Origin of the sequence: Chitinophaga sancti, assembly GCF_034087045.1 — a bacterium.
Lineage (GTDB): Bacteria > Bacteroidota > Bacteroidia > Chitinophagales > Chitinophagaceae > Chitinophaga > Chitinophaga sancti_B.
This window is the reverse complement of sequence record NZ_CP139247.1, coordinates 4514521-4538052: the sequence shown is the minus strand read 5'-3', so window position 1 is coordinate 4538052 and position 23532 is coordinate 4514521. Positions and strand designations below refer to the sequence as shown.

20 protein-coding genes are annotated in these 23532 nt (G+C 44.0%); 14 read left to right on the top strand and 6 right to left on the bottom strand.

Going from position 1 to position 23532, the window contains the following annotated elements; translation table 11 throughout:
• Positions 1-27: 27 nt before the first annotated feature.
• Positions 28-582 (bottom strand): RNA polymerase sigma factor, encoded by a 555-nt coding sequence (locus SIO70_RS18485; protein WP_320573108.1) that lies wholly within the window; start codon positions 580-582, stop codon positions 28-30.
• A 198-nt stretch (positions 583-780) separates the two neighbouring features.
• On the opposite strand from SIO70_RS18485, the gene SIO70_RS18480 reads away from it, so the two are divergent.
• The 7 genes from SIO70_RS18480 to SIO70_RS18450 all read left to right on the top strand — a co-directional run bounded on the left by SIO70_RS18480 (position 781) and on the right by SIO70_RS18450 (position 9988).
• Positions 781-1713 (top strand): FecR family protein, encoded by a 933-nt coding sequence (locus SIO70_RS18480; protein ID WP_320573107.1) that lies wholly within the window; start codon positions 781-783, stop codon positions 1711-1713.
• A complete protein-coding gene (locus SIO70_RS18475) occupies positions 1694-4759 on the top strand; it encodes a TonB-dependent receptor (RefSeq protein ID WP_320573106.1) in 3066 nt (1021 codons plus the stop codon). Before SIO70_RS18480 ends, SIO70_RS18475 begins: the two co-directional genes overlap by 20 nt.
• Positions 4760-4764: 5 nt before the next feature.
• Positions 4765-6099, top strand: a complete 1335-nt coding sequence (locus SIO70_RS18470; RefSeq protein WP_320573105.1) for a DUF4876 domain-containing protein — start codon at positions 4765-4767, stop codon at positions 6097-6099.
• A complete protein-coding gene (locus SIO70_RS18465; RefSeq protein WP_320573103.1) occupies positions 6099-7613 on the top strand; it encodes a DUF6850 family outer membrane beta-barrel protein in 1515 nt (504 codons plus the stop codon). The genes SIO70_RS18470 and SIO70_RS18465 overlap by 1 nt, the downstream gene beginning before the upstream one ends.
• A gap of 9 nt (positions 7614-7622) precedes the next feature.
• Positions 7623-8744, top strand: a complete 1122-nt coding sequence (locus SIO70_RS18460; protein ID WP_320573101.1) for a cytochrome-c peroxidase — start codon at positions 7623-7625, stop codon at positions 8742-8744.
• 154 nt (positions 8745-8898) lie between these two features.
• A complete protein-coding gene (locus SIO70_RS18455) occupies positions 8899-9426 on the top strand; it encodes a hypothetical protein (RefSeq protein WP_320573099.1) in 528 nt (175 codons plus the stop codon).
• 307 nt (positions 9427-9733) lie between these two features.
• Positions 9734-9988 carry a hypothetical protein gene (locus SIO70_RS18450; protein ID WP_320573097.1) on the top strand — a complete coding sequence of 85 codons (255 nt, stop codon included), beginning with the start codon at positions 9734-9736 and terminating at the stop codon, positions 9986-9988.
• Between the two features lie 258 nt (positions 9989-10246).
• Here SIO70_RS18450 and SIO70_RS18445 read toward each other — a convergent pair whose 3' ends face one another.
• Together SIO70_RS18445 and SIO70_RS18440 are read right to left on the bottom strand one after the other, a co-directional pair.
• Entirely contained in the window at positions 10247-11125 is an 879-nt protein-coding gene (locus tag SIO70_RS18445) for an inositol oxygenase family protein (protein ID WP_320573095.1), read from the bottom strand.
• 202 nt (positions 11126-11327) lie between these two features.
• Positions 11328-12959, bottom strand: a complete 1632-nt coding sequence (locus SIO70_RS18440) for a sodium/sugar symporter (RefSeq protein WP_320573093.1) — start codon at positions 12957-12959, stop codon at positions 11328-11330.
• A gap of 107 nt (positions 12960-13066) precedes the next feature.
• Between SIO70_RS18440 and SIO70_RS18435 the strand changes: the two genes are divergently transcribed.
• Positions 13067-14095, top strand: a complete 1029-nt coding sequence (locus tag SIO70_RS18435; RefSeq protein ID WP_320573092.1) for a hypothetical protein — start codon at positions 13067-13069, stop codon at positions 14093-14095.
• A gap of 27 nt (positions 14096-14122) precedes the next feature.
• Here the strand turns inward: SIO70_RS18435 and SIO70_RS18430 are convergent, their stop codons facing one another.
• Positions 14123-15082 carry a (-)-gamma-cadinene synthase gene (locus tag SIO70_RS18430; protein WP_320573090.1) on the bottom strand — a complete coding sequence of 320 codons (960 nt, stop codon included), beginning with the start codon at positions 15080-15082 and terminating at the stop codon, positions 14123-14125.
• Between the two features lie 180 nt (positions 15083-15262).
• Positions 15263-15778 carry an isopentenyl-diphosphate Delta-isomerase gene (idi, locus tag SIO70_RS18425; protein WP_320573088.1) on the bottom strand — a complete coding sequence of 172 codons (516 nt, stop codon included), beginning with the start codon at positions 15776-15778 and terminating at the stop codon, positions 15263-15265.
• Positions 15779-16069: 291 nt separating this feature from the next.
• Between idi and SIO70_RS18420 the strand changes: the two genes are divergently transcribed.
• From SIO70_RS18420 to SIO70_RS18405, 4 genes are all read left to right on the top strand, one after another.
• The gene (locus SIO70_RS18420) at positions 16070-16549 is read left to right on the top strand and encodes a GAF domain-containing protein (protein ID WP_320573086.1); all 480 of its coding nucleotides are present in this window, start codon (positions 16070-16072) and stop codon (positions 16547-16549) included.
• 9 nt (positions 16550-16558) lie between these two features.
• Positions 16559-17320, top strand: a complete 762-nt coding sequence (locus SIO70_RS18415) for a tyrosine-protein phosphatase (RefSeq protein WP_320573084.1) — start codon at positions 16559-16561, stop codon at positions 17318-17320.
• 22 nt (positions 17321-17342) lie between these two features.
• The gene (locus SIO70_RS18410) at positions 17343-18662 is read left to right on the top strand and encodes a nucleotide sugar dehydrogenase (protein ID WP_320573082.1); all 1320 of its coding nucleotides are present in this window, start codon (positions 17343-17345) and stop codon (positions 18660-18662) included.
• Positions 18663-18885: 223 nt separating this feature from the next.
• A complete protein-coding gene (locus SIO70_RS18405; RefSeq protein WP_320573080.1) occupies positions 18886-19560 on the top strand; it encodes a response regulator transcription factor in 675 nt (224 codons plus the stop codon).
• A 3-nt stretch (positions 19561-19563) separates the two neighbouring features.
• Here SIO70_RS18405 and SIO70_RS18400 read toward each other — a convergent pair whose 3' ends face one another.
• Positions 19564-21135, bottom strand: a complete 1572-nt coding sequence (locus tag SIO70_RS18400; protein WP_320573078.1) for a sigma-54 interaction domain-containing protein — start codon at positions 21133-21135, stop codon at positions 19564-19566.
• 414 nt (positions 21136-21549) lie between these two features.
• Here SIO70_RS18400 and SIO70_RS18395 point away from each other — a divergent pair, with 414 nt between their 5' ends.
• Positions 21550-22524, top strand: a complete 975-nt coding sequence (locus tag SIO70_RS18395; RefSeq protein WP_320573076.1) for a GNAT family N-acetyltransferase — start codon at positions 21550-21552, stop codon at positions 22522-22524.
• A 699-nt stretch (positions 22525-23223) separates the two neighbouring features.
• Entirely contained in the window at positions 23224-23532 is a 309-nt protein-coding gene (locus tag SIO70_RS18390; protein WP_320573074.1) for a hypothetical protein, read from the top strand.

Genomic DNA, 23532 nt, shown 5'->3' with positions numbered 1-23532 from the left:
AGTTAAGGATAATTAAGTCAATCCGGGTTAGTTCAATTCCTTTCTCAATTCCTTGATCGCTTCATGCACCTTATTATAAATCGTCCGCTCCGTTAGCCCTGTTTTCAGCGCTATTTCCGCATACGACAATCCTTCAAAATATTTCAACCGGATCAATAATTGTTTTCTCTCCGAAAGACGTTGAATAGCATTTGTAATCCTCTGTTGTAGCAAAACATCAGCTTCCCGATGCAGGGACGCCTGTTCCGGAGATGGTTCTGTATATAGCTGTAAATGTTCGTCTGTCAGTTCCTGTACGATCGAATTCGTTCCTTCTTCTTTCAATAATTTGCGCCTGAAACTCGTCGTCACATAAGTGAGCGGATATTCAATATCCTGCAACGTTTCGCGCTGCTGCCATAACTGCAGGAATTGCTGGTTCAATACATCTTTGACCAGATCCCTGTCAGCCGTAATTTTTAATCCTATCGATAACAAATAAGGGAAAAACTGACGGTACAATGCGTAAAAATTCTGTTCGCTACGATTATTTACAAATGCCCTCCATAACGCCCGGATTTCTGCTGTTCCCCTGGCTCCCATGTGTTGGCAATTAAAGCCGCAAAGCTACCCCATTCAAAAAAGGATCGTTTACGGATTCGGGAAAAATGTACCTGTTAAAGTTTTCCCAAATTGATCATTAGCCCTGAAACACCTTATGACACAGCGTTTCCTGCTACAAATTTTTTTCTCCATCAAAAACACGAGGGTAAAAACAAAATTCTACCTGCTCTATATAGTATGAATCAGTCATTAGACATAGAAACATTACTGTTAGACGACAGCTTCATTCAATACTGCCTTGGCAAAGCAGACGAAGCGACTATTCGTCATTGGGATACTATCAGCAATGTACATCCTGAGATTGTAGCCCAGGCCAAAGAAATTGTACACGGTATTTATAACTGGGGCGCCAGCCAAGAGTTGAATCTCGCTACCGACGCCCTGCGCAGACAAATTAATAAACCTGTACGTATCTATCGCATCATCAGGCGTATGAGCATTGCAGCAGCTGTTTTGTTCGTGGCAGGTATTAGTTATAAACTGCTACAGCCAGGCTCCATGATCACCCTTAGCACTGCGGACAGTGTAAAAAAACTGACACTGCCTGACAGTACTGTTATCTGGATGAATACTAAAACCACTATTCAGTATGCAGGTAGAAAAATCATTCTCAAAGAAGGTGAAATTTTCTGCGAAGTACAGCACGACGTAAACAATCCATTCACCGTTACCACCGCTACAGGATTGGAAATAGCCGATATCGGCACGAGTTTCCAGGTGCGTAGTTACAAAGCACAGCGCGATGAAAAAGTAAGTGTAACAAGTGGTGTTGTAAAAGTAAAAGATCAACTTTTACAACAGGGTGAAGGCATATCTGTAAACAAAACAACGAAACAAGCTACGCTCATTCCCGCTGAGAACACCAGCTGGATGCAGCAGAAATTTATCCTGAACAATGTACCGCTTAGTCAGCTGTTAGCGTCACTACAGGAACAATATCACGTACGCTTCAATATTAAAAACAATGGTATCCTGAAATGCCGTGTCACCGTGAGTTTTACGACGGTTGATAACCTTCACGACATTCTGGACAACCTCAATCTGATATACGGAATCAAATACAATATCCAACAGGACGAAATTATTTTAGATGGTAAAGGATGTAATTAAAATAGTCTGCCTGCTACTCATTACAGCGGTGTGCCATGCGCAAACAATCACCTTCCGCACAGAGAAAGGCTGGAAGCTGGATCATGCGCTGCTGGCACTGTCTGCACAATCGGGGGTGAATATCGCTTTCAATCCCGCAGATGCAGACGACATCGCAGTACCTGCGCGATCGTTTGACAAACAGTCAATCGAAAGCATTGTCAGCACACTGCTCAATGGTACGGGGCTGGCCTTTCGCCTGCAGGGCAACCGCCTGGTGGTATACAAATCAGCCTCACCTGCACAAAAGAGGATCATACCGCCGCCCCCCCCGCCAGTGGCGGCTACCAGCAGCAATGCAGTATCCGGTCGCGTACTCACTGAAGATGGCACCGCACTTCCTGCCGCCAGTGTACGTATCAAAGAACTGAACCAATACTTTACGACTGACAACTATGGTAACTTTACCATGCTCCTCTCCGGTGTCAGCACCTTTACCCTTGAAATCTCTTATGTAGGCTACCAGCAACAAACGCGCAGGATAGAACAGCTGGCTACAGACACTATACTCCCAATTGTCTTTATGAAAGAAGTGAGTCTGCGGTTAAAAAATATTGAGGTGACAGCGAACCGCACCTTTGAAGGCAGCTCCAACTCTTCGTTAATGATTACAAGGGAGATGATCGAACAAACGCCTGCATTAAGTCTGAACGACCTGCTGAACCAAATCCCCAACAGAACCATACAGGCGCCTTCCCTTCAGAATGTGCAGAACATACAACTGCGGGCCAACTTTGAAGCCACCACAAACGGAAAAGGTGCATATGAACTGAACAATGCATTTGGTGTGGCCATCATCATGGATGGTAACAACATTACGAATAACATGAACATGCAGACCCGTAATCCTGGCTCGTATGGAGTAGGCATTTCATCCTTTATCACATCTGGCAACAGCTGGGGCTTGAGTGGTTCGGGTACAACGACATATACCGGTGATTATACCTATGGCGGTACAGATCTGCGCCAGATTCCACCAGATAATATTGAAAGTATAGAGGTCATCTCCGGCGTAGCTTCTGCCAGATATGGCGACCTCACCGATGGTGCTGTGGTGATTGAAAGACAGGCGGGGATCTCCAAAGGATACTTCCGTACACAAATACGTGACCAGGCTACCAGCGCCAGCTTTTCAAAGGGCTTTCGCCTTTCACCCAAAGCAGGGATTATGAATGCAAGCTTTAGTTATGTTAATTCCACCTTTGATAATCGTGAGAAACTGAAAGCATATGAGCGTATGACCAGCAATGTAATATGGACAAACTTTTATGGCAAAAATAAACGCCTGAAAAGTACGACCATCGTGGATTACGGACGCAACCTGGATGGGATTAAAAAAGATCCGGACGATGAATCATCTGCCAAAGTACGTTTTGACAGCTGGAACTTTTCCATCTCCAACAAAGCCAACTATCGTGTGAATAGCAGCTTTGTAAAAAACATCACCCTGAATCTCCGATATAGTGAAGGGCACCAGTATTCCTACAAGGAATACGATGTGAATAAGGCCTATATTCTCTATACAACAGCTACCACTACCGGTATTCATGAAGGATCGTATGCACCTGGCATCTATCGGGCCACCAACATCATCGATGGCCGCCCCGTTACAGCGACCGCCAGCCTTGACATGAGCAATGAATTCCGAACCGGTGCAATTAGTCATTTCCTCACCATCGGGGGTAACTATAACTATGGCCGGAACAAAGGCCTGGGCCAACTGGCAGATGGCGAAAAACCACAACTACTGGCATATATAAGTACCAGTGGCAGTCAGACACCAGGAATGGGTGAGCGTTATTACGATTATAGCCGCATCGTACCCCAGCAGGACTTTGGTTTTTATGCAGAAGATGTATTTAAAATGCGGGTGTATGATCGCAATCTGCACGTAAGAGCAGGTGGCAGAGTGGATATACAGAATGGGAAAGTGACAGGGTCACCCCGTATCAATACGAACTATGAAGTAAACAAAAAACTGCGTGTTGGTCTGGCATATGGTATTGCCTTTAAGTCGCCGGCACTGGCACAACGCTATCCCGGCCCATCTTTCCAGGAAATCCCTTTATTGAATGCATATAATGGTAAAGAAGCAGAAAGCTATTCACTGATCTATGTGGATCGTTATGATCAGACGAATAAAAACCTGAAGCCATCACAAAGCCAGACACTGGAGTTATCCGGCCAATACAGAAAAGATGGTTTCAACGTCACAGCCAATGTGTATTCCAAATGGAACAAAAATGGCATCACCGCTACCGGTAACTATGAAGTGATCAGTCTTCCTGCTTACACTGCCACCTATGTGGAAGGCGCCAAACCAATTGTGACAATAGATAGCATGAAAAAATACCAGCTGAACAGATACAGTTTCCAGAACATTCTGGCATCTGCCAGCCGGGGGATAGAACTGATCGTAAGTACACCAAAGGTAAAGGTCATCGCTACTTCCTTTACCATCAGCGGCGGTATTAACAGTACGAACTACAGAACTACGACCAATACATGGAAAACAAGACCTTCAGATGTAACTACCACTCAATCTGACTACGCGCTGATGGGGTTGTATCCTGCTACCAATAGTACTACCATTTTCAGCAATGGCCGCGTAACATCTGTCACACATATTCCGAAGATCAGCCTGATCGTGCAGTTCACAGCTGAATGTACCATTATCAGCAAGACTAAAACTGCCCAAAGCAATGGTATACCCATTGCCTACCGCACTATCGGATACGACTATGTAACGATCACAAAATTCGATAAAAACGATCCAAGATATGGCTACCTGTATATGCCCACCACGGAAACAAACACCAACAGCGCTCCCAACCCGATCATGAACTTCCACATGAGCGTGGGTAAGGAAATCCGCCAGCGGTTCAAGTTTGCTTTCAACGTCTACAATGTATTCAATTATCAACCCTGGTATAAAACCAGTTCGAACTCATACGTATTTCCAAACACCGCTCCTACATTCGGAGCGGAACTATCTGTAAAAATTTAAAGAAAATGAATAAGATCTCTTACTTAATCCTGCTGATCACTATAGCTACAATTTATTCCTGTAAAAAGGAAGAAGCAGTTTCTACTGGCATAACTCCTGTAAACCTCGTCGTAAACCTTTCGTATGACCTCGATTCAAGTGGCTATAACCTGCCTGTAAAAGCTGTGAGTGTAAAAATTACAAACACCGGTACCAGCAGTATGCTGAGCACAACATCCAATGATTCCGGTATTGCACGCTTCACCGGTATTCCTGCAGGTACATATGATATTGATGCCAGCATTACCATCGATGATACCACTTACTACCAGATAACCGGTACTTATATCAGCAGTGATATTACGTTCAATGCTGCTGAAAAAAATACGGCGATCGCTGTGGGCAATGATGTAACGCTGAACATGACACTTGTAGCTGGTACCACCGGTCAATGGGTGATCAAACAAATTTACTATGCCGGTTCTCACCGTACCAATGGTGCGCTGTACCGCGATCAGTTCTTCGAAATCTATAACAATAGTGACCAGGTATTGTATGCTGACAGTCTGTACATTGGCCAGGTATTTGGCAGACAATCATTCACCAACACCACCTACTATACACTTGCAAATGGCCAGATGGACTGGACATATTCCGTGAATATGCCGACAGACATTCATCCTAACAGCGATTACGTATACACCCGTACCCTGCTCATGATACCTGGTAATGGTACTACCTATCCTGTACAACCAGGTGCAAGCATTGTGATCGCACAAACAGCGATGAACCACAAAGAACCATGGACAGGCGCCAATGGTACTACCATCACAGTCAAAGATCCTTCCCTGACAGTAGATCTGAGCGGTGCCGATTTCGAAACTTACTATGCACCTTTCCTCAGCAGCGCACTGTCATCTGACGTAGACAATATCAGTGTACCAAATGTGGAAGTCTTACAGTATTTCGGTAGTGACTGGATCCTGGATAATAACGGTCGTGATGCGTATGTAATATTCAAAGTGGATGGCTCACAGGTAGTGAAGAACTGGCCTCAGTACAACTTCCCAACCATCAGCACACCATCTTCTACCGCTACAAAGTATTACCAGGTTCCAAACAAGTATGTGATCGATGCAGTAGAAATACAGCCCAATACAGCAGAGGACCGTGTGCCTAAAAAACTGGGTGCTTCATTTGATGCAGGTTATACATTCGCACCACTGGGTTCTTACTCTTCACAGTCAGTGATCCGTAAAACCCTGAAAACGGTGAATGGCAGGATTATCTTAAAAGATACCAATAACTCTACAGAAGATTTCGATTACTTCGAAGTTGCTAATCCAAGAGGATTTAAATAATGAAAAAAATAATGCTGTTTATTATATCTGCAGGTTATCTTCCTGTTGCCCTTGCACAGGGAAAACAGGAAATACCTGCTATGCAACTGGCTGCAGATTCCACCAGGCATTTGTTATACCAGGTAGGGAAGCTCACTCCTACCTTTATTCATTTACTTATGCCCGCGGCTTATAATACGGCCCGGCTGGATTACGGCGTGATGGCAGGAAAGTTCATGGCAGCACAGGATGCCACAAATGAAAAGACCTTTCGCTTTAATACGGAAGGTAAAACTGTGATTGGCAAAACTGACCTGTGGGGTTCATTTGACTACCAGCGCACGTCTGAAGACAGTACACATTTTGCACATCAGAGCAGGAACAATACTTCTACCCCATACTATTTCGGATCACCAGCCAATCTGAGTTATCACAGGGTGATAAATACAGCCCGTGCAGGTGGACAAAGACGTTTCTTCAATGAGCATATGCCGGTAGTAGCCAGTATTGATTACCGCATAGGCAACCACTTTTCTGTGAATGATCCCAGAGGAAGTATCAGGGATTATCAATTCAATATGAATGCAGGTACCGGGTATGCATGGAGACAAAAGCTGATAGCGACAATAGATGGTTACTATGGCTATGGGGCAGAAGTAGTCAACATTGCATATAAAAATACGACTTACAGCGAAAGCACTGTATACGCGAATTACGTCAACTACATGATCAATGGTTACTCAGAGCCCAATCCAAAATTGTCTGATCGTAATTACACCACCCGCTTCCGCAGAGGTGGCGGCGGTGTATCCATACTATACAAGGATAAAGCATTCGGTACATTTGCCCTTACCGCAAAACGCATCAAAGAAAAACAATTCTATTATTACCCTTCCGGTGCAGGGTTTGATACACTCGCCTATTACAATTTAACAAAAACAGCACTACATGCACTGTGGTCTAAAAATAAGTGGGCGGCGAAGTTTGATTACAACACACAGAAGGGCGGGGATTACCACATCAACTACAAAGCGAACAACTACCAGTACCGTTCAAAGGATTATACCTTCCGTGCGGTGTATACAGGTCGTATTTTCAATTATGGATTACAGCTGAATAATAATTCAGAAGAGCGGCTGGATGGTGTGACTGGCAATCACGTGAGCTACGAACATTATACTATTCAACCCAATATAGGCTGGAACCGTGGGACTAAAAACAAAGATTCCTGGGGAGCCGATCTGGCCGTGCACTACACGCAGTCCGTTCATCCATCTATATACACTACCTCCATTAACCTTAGTTATTTCACTCACCAGGTGATACAATACAATTACTATTACAATGCTGCCACTACTGCCGGTGGCCGTTTCTCCTTACAATATACCAAACATTTCAAAGGATTTTACGCGGGTCTGAAAGGTACCATAGCATATACGGAAGCGATCAAAGAAAGTGCACTGATCCTGGATGGAGCTATGAAACCTGGCAAGGATAGAACATACGGCAATGTAGCAGTTCAATTTTATTTTTAATACACCCACATGAAAAGGTCAATTCTGATAGCAGGAAGCTTTATTATTTTATGTTCACTGAACAGTTATACAGTTAATCATTTTAAGAGTGAAGCAGATTCATTGCGTACCCTGTATAGCAAGCCCGTGGCGGAATGGCCAGTGCCTGATATAGAAAGTGGTATACATTATGAAGAGATGCAGGCATTGCCAAAAGAGAATGCCTGGGCAGATGGAATGAAAGATCCGGAAGTGCAATTAGGGAAGTTGTTATTCTTCGATCCACGATTATCGCGTTCCAGCCAGATCTCCTGTAGCAGTTGTCACGAGCCGGATCTGGCCTGGACAGATGGCCGAAGGGTTTCCTTAGGGAATGATCATTTGCAGGGTACACGAAATACACCGACGCTGCTGAATGTATTTATTTACGGCGGTAGTTATTTCTGGGATGGCAGGGCGAATAGCTTAGGCAATCAGATCTTCGGGCCACTGAGCGCGCACCATGAGATGGATATGGATACGGCATTGCTGCCCGTAAAATTGCAGGACATAAAAGGATACGATTCTCTGTTTAAAAAGGTATACAAGGATAGAGTAACATTGTCGCATATCAGCACCGCGCTGACGGCATTTGAAAAAACCATTCGTAGCAGGAAAAGCCGGTTTGATTTATTCCTGCAAGGGAAAGATAGTGCCTTTACCGACCAGGAGATCAAAGGACTGCATGTGTTCCGTACCAAGGCACGTTGTATGAATTGTCACTATGGCACCTATCTGACCGATAAGCAGTTTCACAACATCGGTCTTACTTATTACAAGCGTAAATACGAGGACCTGGGCAGGTACGAGATTTCAAAGGATACAAATGATGTAGGCCGGTTCCGTACACCATCATTGAGAGATGTGGCGTACACAGGTCCTTATATGCATAACGGCCTTTTCCCTGAGTTGGAAGGCATCGTGAATTTATATAACAGCGGTATGCAGATCAGGCCAAGACCGGAGCTGGAAAATGATCCGATGTTCCCGAAAACGGATGTGATCATGCGGCCATTGAAGTTGACATTAGAAGAAAGAAATGCAGTAGTAGCCTTCTTAAATGCGGTATCTACGCGACCCATTCATGTAGCAAGACCAGATTTACCCAAATAATCGTGTGTCCCTTTTAAAAAGGGACACATTATTTTATTTTGTTAATTGAAAAAGTGTAATATCTTTGCACCGGGACAAATAAAAAACATTAACCCTTTTAAGTGGTAACCCGAATTATTTATTCTATAAACCTATACTGAAACTCAAAACAAACATGAAAAAACTCCTGTTTTCTGCTGCTGTTGCGGCCCTGTTCTTTACTGCCTGTAAGAAAGATGATGACAACTCCAACAAAGGATCTTTTACTGTAAATGGCAAAACCTATGTAACTAACTATGGTTACGAATCAATCGATGCATCTGAAGGCAATGGTTGGGGTGATATCGCATTTTTCAGTGATAACCTGACTACCCTGAACAGCGAAACTTTTACTGGTACTGTTCACTATGTAGATCTGGGTATTGACACACTGATTGACGGTGCTACATATACTTACCTGTCTTCCGGCAATGCGTCATACGATAAGACAAAGAACTTTTACTATGCTGAAGTGGAAGCGAACATGAAGCTGGTAAATGGTAGCTGGGTTTCTTCAGCTGACGAAGTGGAACTGTACAGCCCAAACAGCGGTACAGTAACTGTGAAAAAATCTGGTAGCAATTATACTGTTAGTTACAATCTGAAATATGATGATAATGTAACTGTGACAGGTAGCTATTCTGGTACTTTGAGCAAAGAGTAATATTCCTGTAACGACTAAAAAGTACTTTATTCGTTACGATAAAAGCTGAATATTTTAGTTACAAAATAGGCAGGAAGCTGTCCGGGGCAAGCCGGGCAGCTTTTCTTATTTCAGAGGAAGAAAAAGAGAATTTATACCAACCCCTACAGCTTAACTTTCCTTTATCATTACCTTAACTTTTTATTAAAATACAATTATCCACCTTAGCACTATCACGGTAGCGGATCAACTGTCACTGCAGTTTTGATCCGAATGGATTGCTAATGAAGACGTTGTTTCGCTATCCTTATCTAACCAAACAAAGCCTATGCGCAAAATTTTTACGCCCGTAATCCTGTTGCTCATTTTTTCTTCTACTTCATTTGCACAGGCGAAAATTGCCTCTGTAAATATGCAACAATTAGTTATCAGTATGCCGGATGCTCAGAAAGCATATGATTCCCTGCAACGGTATCAACAGGCATTACTGAAAGATGGACAGGCATTGGTGAGTGCGTACCAGGCGAGAGCCGAAGAATTTGATCTTTTGCTGGTAGCCAAACAAAAATCAGGCATAAAATAAGCGGTCTTTCGCCATTGAAGCAAACCCACACACGACAAAAAAGATGTATTCAAAGTAGCCCCTCCCGAATTGGGAGGGGGCCTACTAAATGATTAACCACCTCAATAAAGATTTTTTTTCCATTAGTTGTCTGAATAAAAAACGGCTGTTTCATTTCTGAAACGGCCGCTTTTATTTTATCCGGCCTTTTTACAGGCGGCATGTATTTTTATTCTGAGTCTTATTTATGTAAGGCGATATCTTTATTCCAACCCTTATTTACAGGCGAATAGTCGCTGGCAGGTACTTCGCAATCAAATCCTCATAGTAAGGCTTTAATTCGGAAATAATCGGTGGTTTGGGACTCTTGCTATACAGATCATATGGATTGAATTTCTTCACCCATTCAAACATTTCTTTATCATGATTGGTCATCAGGTGCTCGTAGGCATGTTCCCTGTGTTGGGAATAGAATGAGTGATAACGGATCATGTACAGGGCTGGTTCCGGCAGGTAATTCTTCGTCATCTGGTACAGGTATTCATCGTGGCCCCAGCTCATGGATACATTATCCAGACCGCAGTGTGGGCTGTAAATACCATATTTGGAATTATAACGGTCGTCTCTCGTATCAGGGTTGAGGGCGAAAAATTCCGGATAGACAATCTTATCAGAGAAGGCGCATCCTACAGGAAAGGTATCTCCTACTACCGCCCATTGGGCTTCGCCGAACAGGCACAATACTTTACCCATGTCATGAATAAAACCAGTGAGCACAAACCAGTCGGGGTGACCGTCTGCACGGATGGCCTCTGCAGTTTGTAACAGGTGTTGCAGCTGGTCGAGGTCAATGTCAGGATCGGAATCGTCCACTAAAGTGTTCAGGAATTCCATGGCGCCCCATACAGGCATTTCTTTTCTGTTGAAACGGAGGAAATCGGCCCTCTTCTGCTGCACAAACTCATAAGTCTGATAGGTATGATTAAGGCGGTAAAAATCCCGAACAGTATCTCTGCCAGGGTTTTCATAATTACGAAACTCTTCTTTGGCTTTGGCTGGTTCACCGGCATCCGGGTAGCGCAGTAGTACATCATCTTCCCATTGTTCTATGCTCTGCAGTGGGTGCAATTCCTCACCGGAGAAATCATGTGCTTTCATACGTGTAGATTTAAGTAAAAGAGTGGAATCAGACTTGACAATCTGAATTTACAAATTACAATCGATTTCAACAAATGATTTTGGGTGATTTTGAGGGTGTTTTGTGCTTTTTTGCAAAAAAAATCCCGTTTTGCCGAAGGCAAAACGGGATTTTTTAAAGCTTCTTGAAATCCGGAACAACATGAAGTTCTTAAGAATAGTTTTACCAGAAAACAGTATACAAGGCTGTGAGGATACCCATTATAATAACGGACCCCACCACAAATGCCGGTGACGCCTTATACATTTTTCTATCCACTATTATCACCGGCTGCTGATACTTACTTTTTTCTTCTGTGTAGGTCAATACCAGCATAATCACCACCAGCAACCCAAACACAATACTCATTCTATCCAAAAAAGGAAAATCCGGGAAAGCCCCGCCTGTCCATACCGGCAGGAACTTGAGCACAGCGGATAATGGAATTGTGAGCAAGGCACCTGCCATGGCTGCTCTTGTAGTTGTCCTTTTCCAGTACAACCCTAAGAGGAAGATGGCCAGTACACCCGGTGCAATGAAACCTACATACTCCTGTATAAACTGGTATGCCTGATCCAGCGTACGCAGTGCAGGTGCTACCACCGCAGCTATGAGCATGGCAACAACTACTACATAACGGCCTACTTTTACCAGTTCTTTCTCCGTCGCATCTTTTTTGAAGAACTTATGATAGATATCCAGTGAGAAGATGGTAGAAATACTATTTGCTTTACCAGCCAGAGACGCTACTACAGCGGCAGTGAGCGCGGCAAATGCCAGTCCTTTCAGACCTGCCGGTAATAAATTCAATAATGTAGGATACGCCTGATCCGGTTTTAATGCACCTGCCGCATCATGCAGTTCTGGACCAAATACCCCATTCTGGTATAATACATATGCTGCAATACCCGGCAGTACCGCAATGACAGGAATCAGTAATTTCAGGAATGCTGCAAACAGGATACCGCTGCGTGCTGTTTTCAGATCTGCACCCAGCGTACGCTGTATAATATACTGGTTACATCCCCAGTAGTTCAAATTATTCACCCACATCCCTCCTATCAGCACGGACAATCCTGGCAGATCTTTATAATACGGGTGTGTGGAAGGGAAGATCATGTGAAAATGCGTATCCGCTTTTTCTTTTATTAAGCTCAGTCCTTTGAAGATATCATCACCATATCCAAAATGTCTGCTCACCATGTGCAGGGCCAGATAGGTCGTAGCCAGACCACCCACGATCAGTACGATCACCTGTATCACATCCGTATAGCCGATCACCTTCATACCGCCCAAAGTCACGACTACGGCGAATAGTGCCAGTCCGAAAATACACCAGTAAAAATCGATCCCGGATATCGCAGAGATGGCCAGTGCGCCTAAATAAATAATAGAAGTTAGATTGACAAACACATACACCAGCAACCAGAACACCGCCATAATGGTACTCACCGTGGAATTGTACCGCTGTAATAAAAACTGTGGCATGGTGTAAATCCTGTTCTTCAGGTACACGGGTATAAAAAACACGGCGACAATAATGAGCGTGGCTGCACTCATCCACTCATACGTGGATATTGCCAATCCCAGAGCAAACCCTGAACCGGACATCCCGATAAAGTGCTCTGCACTGATATTGGACGCGATCAGTGAAGCCCCGATAGCCCACCATGTCAATGACCCTTCTGCCAAAAAGAAGTCTTTGGAACTCGCCATGGCAGACTTCTTGCGATTGTAGATCCAGTAGCCGTAACCTGCTACTATCACAAAATAAATCAGAAAGACGATATAATCGAGTTGCTGTAAATGCTTCATTACAACTAAGCTGTTTAATTGGCCTTAGGGAAATTTATAACTGGGCAAAGAAAGGAAAATATACGGAATTAATGCAGGCTTTTCATTTTATATTATATTTACCCCATATGCTGGAAGTTGACAAAAAAGACGCCCATCTGCTTGAAAGAGCCATTTCACAGTGGGAAAACGATTCCCTCATTACCCCTGACCAGGCACAAAACCTGCGGGGTACCTGGCACATCCGAACAGCGGACTGGCAGGCGATTACCCTGTATATTTTTATCGCTGCTATTTCATGTGCCCTTATGGCTTTCGGTGCACTGGTGCTGGATGAAAAATGGATTGAAGTACTCAGACTGAAGTTCTCGCTGGATGATGGTTTTATCTCTGCGGGCTTTGCACTACTCACTTTGTTCCTTTGCATCCACGGTTACCGCAGGCAACAACGCTATCCGGTGTACTCACTCAACAGGGAATTATTCTGGCTATTGCCAATACTGAGTATAGGAGTCAGCGTTGTTTATTTAGGCAAGTCATTTAATTATCTCAATGGAAACTACGGTGTGTTTTGGCTGGCCGCTACGGCCTGTTATGGAGCACTCGGCGTGGTGTTGTCAAGTCGGTTGTTGTGGTCTGCGACCCTTCTCTGTCTCATACCTGCGTATGTAAAACTCACTTATTTTCTAAGTCATGGACAGCCTTATTTCTGGGGGATGAACCTACCTTGCCGGCTGGTGCTGCTGGCAGGGTTGATGATGTTGATCCATGCCGCTTTTTATAAAAATAAACATTACAAACGGATTGAGGATATCACCTGGACAGGAGCATGGTTATTGTTATTGCTTTCGGGGTGGTTGATTTCAATTTTCGGGAATACGGCCAACTGGGAAGAATGGCAGCAGGTAAGGCAGATACACCTACTATGGTGGGTGATTGCATTTACGATCCTGTGTGTGGGATCGCTGCTTTGGGGCATCAAAAAACATGATCCTATGGTCAGGGATATGGCTGTGTTATTCCTACTACTGGATATGTATACACGTTATTTTGAATACCTATGGGACCGTACCCACAAAGGACTCTTTTTCGCCATACTGGCGGCGTCTTTCTGGTGGATCGGAAAACTATTGGAAAGAAGATTAAGAAAAGGCTGATCGTGATGGATCAGCCTTTTCCTGCAACTAATGCGCGATTTCAACCTCTCTTACCTGGTACCTTCCGGTATCATAAAAACTCCAGTCATAATTTGCGGTGATCCACGACCGCAGGATCATAATAAACCTTTCCAGTTCCTTATCCATTACTTCTCCAAAAGACGGCACCAGTTTTTCGAGTGCGGTGAACAGTTTCACCTCTTCATTGTGCATACGTGCAGTTTCATCTACAGCTTCCTGCAGAGATAACTGTCGTTCATGGCGTAATACAAGCACGAGATTGTGCACATCACCCTGTTTTGCTTCCTTGGCGCAGGAGAAAATGTCGTTGCTCCAGCATACAATATTATTACAAGCTAAAACCAATCTCTGCACGATAAAATGTTGCAGAATTTCAGAAGGGAGGTAAACTTTTTCGATGATTTCAATGGCCTCCACATCTGCAAACAGTGCGCCGGTATAAGGGCGCATGGTCACGTATTCTGCTACAGTTGGCGTAACATTGGCGGCGCGGTTACCGGCCTCCCAATGGCAGGAAGTAAAGTACTCTTCCATACTCCTGATAAACCTTAATTGCCAGCCCGGAGAACCTAATGCCTGCATGCGGTTCCAGATATCTGCAAAACTGCGGCCGAGGATACTATCCACTGGCGTATTATTACGTAAGATTTGCATAAAACTGTCCGTCACGCTCTCCAGGTATACCGCTTTTTTACCCAGTTGTGCTTCATCGCACTGGTCGTCGAGCATAAAAAGCCAGGTATTAAAGTTGGCGATCACACAAAGCTCATGGAGGTCTGCATACGGGAAAGCCCTTGCTGCCAGCCATGCAAAGCGTGCTTTATTAAATTTAGCAATGCCTTCAGGCGAATTGACAAGACCGAACTGAGTAACAAAGGCCAGGTTCTGGGCGTGTGCAGCTTCTACATGCTGGTTAATAAATGAGGGGAACGGATAAACTATCCGTGGCATAATGATCGTTGGCATAAAAAAAAGGATTTTGAGTGGGTACATGCATCTGCGGCAATTAAGGGCGTAGAAATGAGGAAGGGCCCGACCTTCCGGAGGCGCCGGATGATCAAACCCTCAAACATTCAGGAAAAAGAGTTCCCGGTGCAGTCATTAATAATGACGGCTCCCTTGCTCTCTTACTGCATTTTGACAACCTTATTTGCCCAGATGCTCAATAACTTTTGGAAAAGCCAGCTTAAACCAGCTGGTAAACTGTGCGGGTTGTTCCTGCAACAACCGGGTTATTGTTTCAATGGAAATAAACCGATGGTCGTTGACTTCCTGCGGGTTCGGGTTAATTGTACCGTTATATGTCCCCATGAGTACATGGTCATACTCATGCTCAATCAGGCCATTATCAAAATCTGTACGGTAGGTAAACTGAAACAATTCGGACAACGGGCAGTCAAAACCCATTTCTTCTGTTAATCGTCTGTGGGCAGCCTGTGTAACCGTTTCTCCTGGCATAGGATGGCTACAGCATGCATTGGTCCATAATCCACCTGAATGATACTTATCAAGTGCACGCTGATGTAACAGCATGTCTCCGGCATCGTTCCTGATAAATACAGAAAACGCCCTATGTAATAGTCCTTTCCGATGGGCTTCCATCTTCTCCATTACCCCCGTCACTTCATCCTGTTCGTTAACTAGAATTACCTGTGCTTCCATAATCGTAACAAATATACTAAAACCCGGTTGGCATTATAAACAACTGGCAATTTGAATGCTGAATGACAAGCATTATGCTTGTGGCGGCGAATGAATGGTTTTCATGTTTGAAGTCTTTTAAAGGTTTTGTTTGCGTGGGGTTTTTCAATAGGTGCACCGTTAAAGGAAGAACGGGCTGTCAGGCTAAAAATACGCCCTGAATATACGACAAATTATTTGTTCATTTTATCTTTTAAGTACGGTAGTGGCTGGTCTGGCTCATATCCCCGGTTTACCGTATATTTGCACCTTATGGCAGAAGATTTAAGCATTGTACAAGGAGACAAGGTAGCCCAATACCAATCTATCATTCCGCAAATCAAGGCACTGATCGATGGTGAACCCGATCTCGTGGCGAACCTCGCTAATACAGTAGCTGCCCTGAAAGAACAATTTAACTGGTTTTGGATTGGATTTTACCTGGTAAAAGGAGATGAACTGGTCCTTGGCCCCTTCCAGGGTCCTGTAGCCTGCACCCGCATTAAAAAAGGACGTGGCGTATGTGGCGCCAGCTGGGCACAGTCCGTTACCCTCATTGTTCCTGACGTTGAAAAATTCCCTGGGCATATTGCCTGCTCAAGTCTCTCGCGATCCGAAATCGTATTACCCATCATCCGCCAGGGCGAAGTGATCGGCGTACTGGATGTAGATAGCGAACACCTGTCACATTTTGACGAAACAGACCAACAATACCTGGAGGAAATAATCTCCGGCCTGAACTTTGAGGAATAATTTACCATTATGTTTTTCTTCCGTAAAAAATCTGAAAATGTCGAGACGATCCTGCCTTTCCTGGCAGGTATTGGCACTGATATTCATTCACATCTGTTACCTGCCGTGGACGACGGTTCGCAAGACCTCGACACGTCCATTGAATTTATTGAAACCTTACATTCACTCGGTATTCAGCACGTGATAACGACCCCACACTGTATGATGGATCGTTATCCAAACTCGGCCGAAACCCTGAGTGAACCTTACCAACAAGTAAAAAATGCACTGGCTGAAAAAAATATCCCGGTGCAGTTTCACCATGCAGCAGAATACTACATGGATGAATTTTTTGAAGACCTGATGAAGGCTCCGCTCATGACACTGGATGGTGAGCTGGTGCTGGTGGAAATCTCATTTATGAGCGCTCCCCCCCAATTGCATCAATGGCTATTTGAACTCGCCGCACAGGGCTATCGCCCGGTAATGGCACACCCTGAAAGGTATAATTACTACCATACGCAACTGGAAGAATACAAGGTATTCAAGCAAAGAGGCTGTCATCTGCAGGTAAACCTGCTCTCCCTGACCGGGTACTACGGCAGGCATATTCAGAAAGCTGCGGAATGGCTGATTGAAAATAAATTGATTGACTTTATCGGGACTGATTTGCATCATAGCAAGCATCTGCAGGCAATTAAATCAATTGCGAAAGATAAAAAACTGGTGAAATTGCTGGAAACTTATGCATTCAAAAATAATACAATACAAATAGTACCACAATCTATCTAATTATTTAATCCTTACTTCAATTATGCAGCCCGTTGTACAGCAACACGTACCAGAAAACAGCCGCATCGCCATCATTGGCCTCGGCTATGTCGGCTTACCCCTTGCCATAGAATTCGCGAAAAAGTACCCCGTACTGGGCTTTGACATCAATTCAGATCGTGTAAAGGAATTAAGCAAAGGACAGGACAGAACCAAAGAAGCCAACCTGGATGAATTAAAGCAGGTGATCCAGGACCGAAAAAAAGAAGGTGCGCCCAAAGGACTCACATTTTCTTCCGACAAAAAAGATTTGTCACAATACAATGTCTTTATTGTCACAGTCCCTACCCCCATTGATGAATTTAAATCCCCCGATCTCAAGCCACTTCTCAGTGCATCTTCCATGCTTGGCAGTATTTTGAAAGCTGGCGATGTAATCATCTATGAATCTACAGTATACCCCGGCTGTACAGAAGAAGATTGCGTACCTGTACTGGAAAAAACCTCTGGTCTTGTATTCAACAAAGATTTCTTCGCAGGCTATTCTCCGGAAAGGATCAATCCGGGTGACAAAGTTAACACCCTTACAAAAATCCGTAAAGTCACCAGTGGTTCTACCCCTGAAATAGCTGGTTATGTAGATGCATTGTACGCAAGCATTATTACCGCTGGTACCCACAAAGCTCCCAGCATCAAAGTAGCAGAAGCTTCGAAAGCCATTGAGAATGCACAGCGCGACATCAACATTTCATTTGTAAATGAACTGGCCCTCATCTTTGACAAAGTAGGTATCGATACCAACGATGTAATAGAAGCTGCCGGTACAAAATGGAATTTCTTAAAATATAAACCAGGATTGGTGGGTGGTCACTGCATTGGGGTGGATCCTTACTACCTGGCGCACAAAGCAGAAGCTCTCGGTTATCACCCGCAGGTCATCCTTTCCGGCCGCAGGGTGAATGACCATATGGGGCACTTTGTAGCCAACAAGATAGTAAAACTTATGATCGAAAAAGATCATAAGATCAAGGGGTCAAAAATTCTGATCATGGGTATTACGTTCAAGGAAAATTGTCCGGACGTACGCAATACCAGGGTAGTGGATATCTATCATGAATTAATTGACTTCGGTCTGGATGTGACGATCTATGATCCATGGGCAGATCCGGAAGAAGTAAAACATGAATATGGTCTTGACATTGTTACTTCATTGAATGAAAATGAAATCTATGATGGTATTATCATAGCCGTTGCACACAAAGAGTTTTTAACTTTCGATTTCAAAAAGTACAAACGCAACAATGGCGTTATCTTCGATACCAAAGCCTGCATTGACCGAAATCTGGTTGACTGCCGCTTATAATGCATTATATCTCATTTATAGCAAACGCTTCTGCTCACCGCAGAAGCGTTTTTCTTAAAATTTTTTCAATATCTTTACAGAGGTCTCGCACTCAAAAAACCCCATATCTTTTCTGTAAAGCCTCCCTAAGATTGTTATTATTCTATTCCGATCCTAAACCATTAATTAGATTCAACAACGATTGATTATTCTCATATCAACCGTATGGGAAAAACCATATACCATGAACGCACCTAACAACGACCCTGGGCTTAATTACGCTACCCAGCGAATACTCTTAGTTACCGCCGATGCAGGCATGGCCCGGAAAATCCGGCAATTGCTTACGGAGCAATACACGATTCTCAATACCAGTTCCATTACGGAAGGTATAGGACTGGCTCATCAACATCACCCCGACCTCATTCTCTGCGATGCTATCGTCCAGGACGCCACAGGGTATCAGTTCCTGATTACACTCAGAAATGATTCAGTGCTGAAGCCTATACCTTTTATTCTCTTTTCCCGTCCGAATATGCCCGCTAATATGCGCAAAGGCATGAACCTCGGTGCAGATGATTATCTCGTAGCCCCTTTTACCGGCGAGGAATTACTCAAAAGTATCCACTCACGTATCAGCAGGTTTCATCACATCAGGGATACGCGAAATTATATCAGGGAAAATGTGATGCTACCAGAGGTAAGCACACTCGCCATCAATGACAGGTTGAGTAAAACGGAGGCTAAAATACTAAGCATGATAGCCAGAGGTATGAGCAGCAGGGACATTGCATCTTATAAATGCATTAGTGTCAGGACCGTCGATAATCATCGGCATAATATCACCAAGAAATTACAGTTGTCAGGCCCAAACGCGCTCGTGAAGTTTGCCATCGGTTACGCTGGCGCTATGAGATGACACCTATCGTAATACATGCTTTTTCACAATACCCAGTTTTTTCATCCTGGCCTCCAGGGTAGTGGGTTTAATATCCAGCATTGCTGCTGCGCCCTGCGGGCCTCTGATCTTACCATTGCATTGTTGCAAGACCTGGATGATTGCTGCTTTTTCTCTTTCTGCCAATGTGGAAGCGGGGGGTGAAGTATCTGACGATGCCGCCACCTGTCTGCTATGTGGCGGTGTGATCATAATATATAGATCAGTGGAGGTAATGACCGCCCGCTCTACCAGGTTTTCCAGTTCCCGGATATTGCCCGGCCACCGGTAACTGACCAGTGCTGCTATACTGGCAGGGTTAATGCCCCTGATTTTTTTCCCATATCGCAGGGCAGCACTGCCGGCAAAGTGCTGGAGCAAAACAGGGATGTCATCTTTCCGCTCACGGAGTGGTGGTAGGTGAATAGGGAATACACACAAACGATAATATAGATCTTCCCTAAACCTGCCGTTCGCCACTTCATCTTCAAGATTTTTGTTGGTGGCGGCGACAATGCGAACATCTACTTTGATGATGTTGTTGCCGCCCAGCCGCTCTATTTCTTTTTCCTGCAAGGCGCGTAATAATTTCGCCTGCAATTCCAGTGGCAACTCTCCTATTTCATCTAAAAATAAAGTGCTTTTATCAGCGAGTTCAAACTTACCGATCCGGCGTTGCAATGCACCTGTAAATGCACCTTTTTCATGACCGAATAATTCTGATTCGATCAGTTGTGGCGGTAATGCAGCACAATTGACTTTTATCATCATATTGTTTTTCCTCGGCGAAGCGTTGTGAATGGCAGCAGCAAATAACTCCTTTCCTGTACCTGTTTCGCCGGTTAACAATACCGTCGCACTTGTAGGCGCAACCTGAGATACTAAATGTAAAGCAGGTTGTAACGCCTTCCCGCCTATCATCCCTGAATTATTCACGGCCAGTGGCAACGCCCCGGTCGCCTTTTGCCGGTATTCTTCTGCAAGTTGTAACAGTAATACCTGCAGACATGCAGCGGCGAATAACCCTGCAGATCTGTTAACGACAGATTGCAGGGCGGATGAAAATGTATGGCTGGTCTGAGAAAGTAAACAAAGAAATCCTAAATTTTTATCCTGATAGTGTAATGGCTGTATCAGGGCCTCTTTTATACCATTTTTAAATAAAGTGGTCTGGAAAGCATCTCTACGATCCGGGGTATGCACCTCCAAAATATTGGAGGTACGGCTGGATAGATACATAGGAAGGACCTTATCCGGAAAACCCGGAAACACAAAAGTATTGTCAGCATGTAACCACCAGCTGGTGATCACACCGTCTGCATCGGCCATGCCGATCAAAATCGAAATAGTTTGTAAATACGGTCTGAGTACAGACTGTATAAACGCCATCAATTCCGCTTCACTATTAATCCCTTTCACAGCATCATGATCCGGTTGTGTACCCGTGGTTTCCCTGGGAACCAACCATTCTAACAACCCGAATAAGTCCATATTCCCAGCTTTCGTTAACAGATTGGCCTGCTCGTGACCGGTCACGAGCAGGCAAGACTCCAACATTTTGGACACGCAGTTGGATAACTCCAATATATTGGAGCCAGCATGGTTGTGAGAATTACATTATGTAATTGATTCACAGATAATTACTATAATGGCATAGACCTTGAGTCTTTATGGGTCACTTAGGTGGAAAAATGATTGGAGGATTGTATTCTCACCTTATGTTTTTTGGTGATTTCATGATTGGGGAATTACTCCTCTCCAGTTGGTTTCTCATAGGGATAGTAAAATTATTTTTTATCTAAAGGGCTGTTTTACAAAAACAGTACCATACTGTTGTGTTCCGCCAGGTGTTCGATTTGCCCAGAACCAGCCATTTAATAAAACTCATAATTTTTACCCCATTTAATGGCGTAATCGTTGCTTTTGCTTAGTGATTTTTTTACATGCTTTATTGAAAAACTAGTAGAGAATATGTCTTTTATTACTGTGTCCATTTATGACAATACCCGGTGGGATCGTTACATCCGAAACGCCCACACATTTGACTTTAACCATACCTGGCACTATCACAGTACATTTCCGGGCGAACCTGTTTTATTGGTCTATGAAGAACGTGATGACTATATCGCGATGCCTGTGGTAATAAATAGCAGAACTGATGGTACCAAGTCCATCAGTGGGTTTGCAGGTCCGCTGGCCAGCCGGAATTTTGCGGTGCTGGACAATGGCTTACAGGAACGATTTGAAATTGCGTTTTTACAGTTCCTCAAAGAACAGCAGATCTCAGAGTCGAGTATCCTGCTGCATCCCCTCATTCACGCGACCTTTAAGCCGTTGCGCACAGGGCGCCTGCAACGGCATGCCGATAGCCTGCTGATAGACCTGTCACTTTCTCCCGTTATGCAGGAAGCAAATTATGGCGAAAACTTCGGCAATAATGTGTCACTACTCCGGCGGAAGGGATATACGGTAAGGCAGGCGACGTCGATTCACGACGTGGATACATTTGCAGACATTTATTACAGAAATAGTATGCACCTGCAATCAGGAAGCGCTCATTTTGATAAAGCATGGTTCAGACAGATACTCAGACCAAGTGGATTTGAAAGCGCATTATTACTGGCATGTCGGGGTACGCAATTGACAGCAGGGGTATTACTCACGTTTTGTAATGACATGATGCAGTTGCATCTGGCCGCTACACATGAGCAATACTTACAACATGCACCATTGCACTTGTTATTGGCAGAAGCAGGTGGGCTAGGCAAAACTGCAGGCATGCAATACTTTCATCTGGGAGGTATGGGACGTAAGCCAGATGTGCTATTTGCAAGCAAAGCGGTTACCTCAGATACCTATCCGGGATTTAAGACATGGCATGTACCTGTACAACAGATCCAGAATTCCTTAAAGAATTATCGGCCACAACTTTCAATAGCGGTATAAGAATTTACATTGGAAAACCTGGTTTGACCAAACCTTTTGAGTGTGTATTGCAGGGCCCTCCTCTGGGGGGCCTCTTTTTGATCGGGAGAGTTTAGGGCAAAAAAAAACGGCCAACCATGAATGGAAAGCCGGTCTTTCATCCATTGTTTGTTAACCCCAGTTACCGAATTCTTTTGTTTCAGATCAAGTAGCTGGGGCTACCCTTGCAATGTTTGTTATGCAATATTAATGCATTACTCGATACGATTTTGTTAACCCTTGGTTAACGAGAAATTATTCTTTTATTATTTTTGCCATTCGTTTATTTCCATCCCACTTTAATGGGATATTGCAGAGTCCCTTATCCAGCATCATTTTCACGCCATTTCCTTATCCTGCTGCATCTATAGACACACCATAGGATATATATACGATTCCCACCGGATACCGGTGACTACAACTAAATACATACCGTGATTTCTGCAGAAATCTTCCCGTTATCTCACTGTTTATCTGATCGTTGATAAAATAAAGTGCAGTTTGAACAATTCTGTATTACCTACAAGTCTAGCTATACTTAAGTATTATTTTTCTTTCACATCCTAATTCTAAATGCCGGTCTTTAGGCAGACCGTGCTCTTCCCGGTTAGCAGGGTTTACTTCCAGCGCTTACATGTGCAGGCATTGGGTATGGGAACAACATCAAAATGAAGCCCCAGGATGAAGAATCATCCGGGGGCTTCATTCCTGTTTTACTTACTAACCCTATACTATGAAATCAACTACAGTTTCAGTGTCTGCCAGGTCTGTCGCAACCACATTGACCGTGCTGCCATTTACGGCATCATTGGCTGCAGTCGCGGTGTACTGCCAGTAAAATTTATACAGATAGGGTTAGGATATGTGAAGGAAGTGAGAATGAAGATGTGGAATATGCTCAATCAGGTTGTTTTACCTGTATCTTCAATAAAGGGATTGAATATTAATACGAACATTCGCAACCAACATAGGCATAACAGGTATCAATAA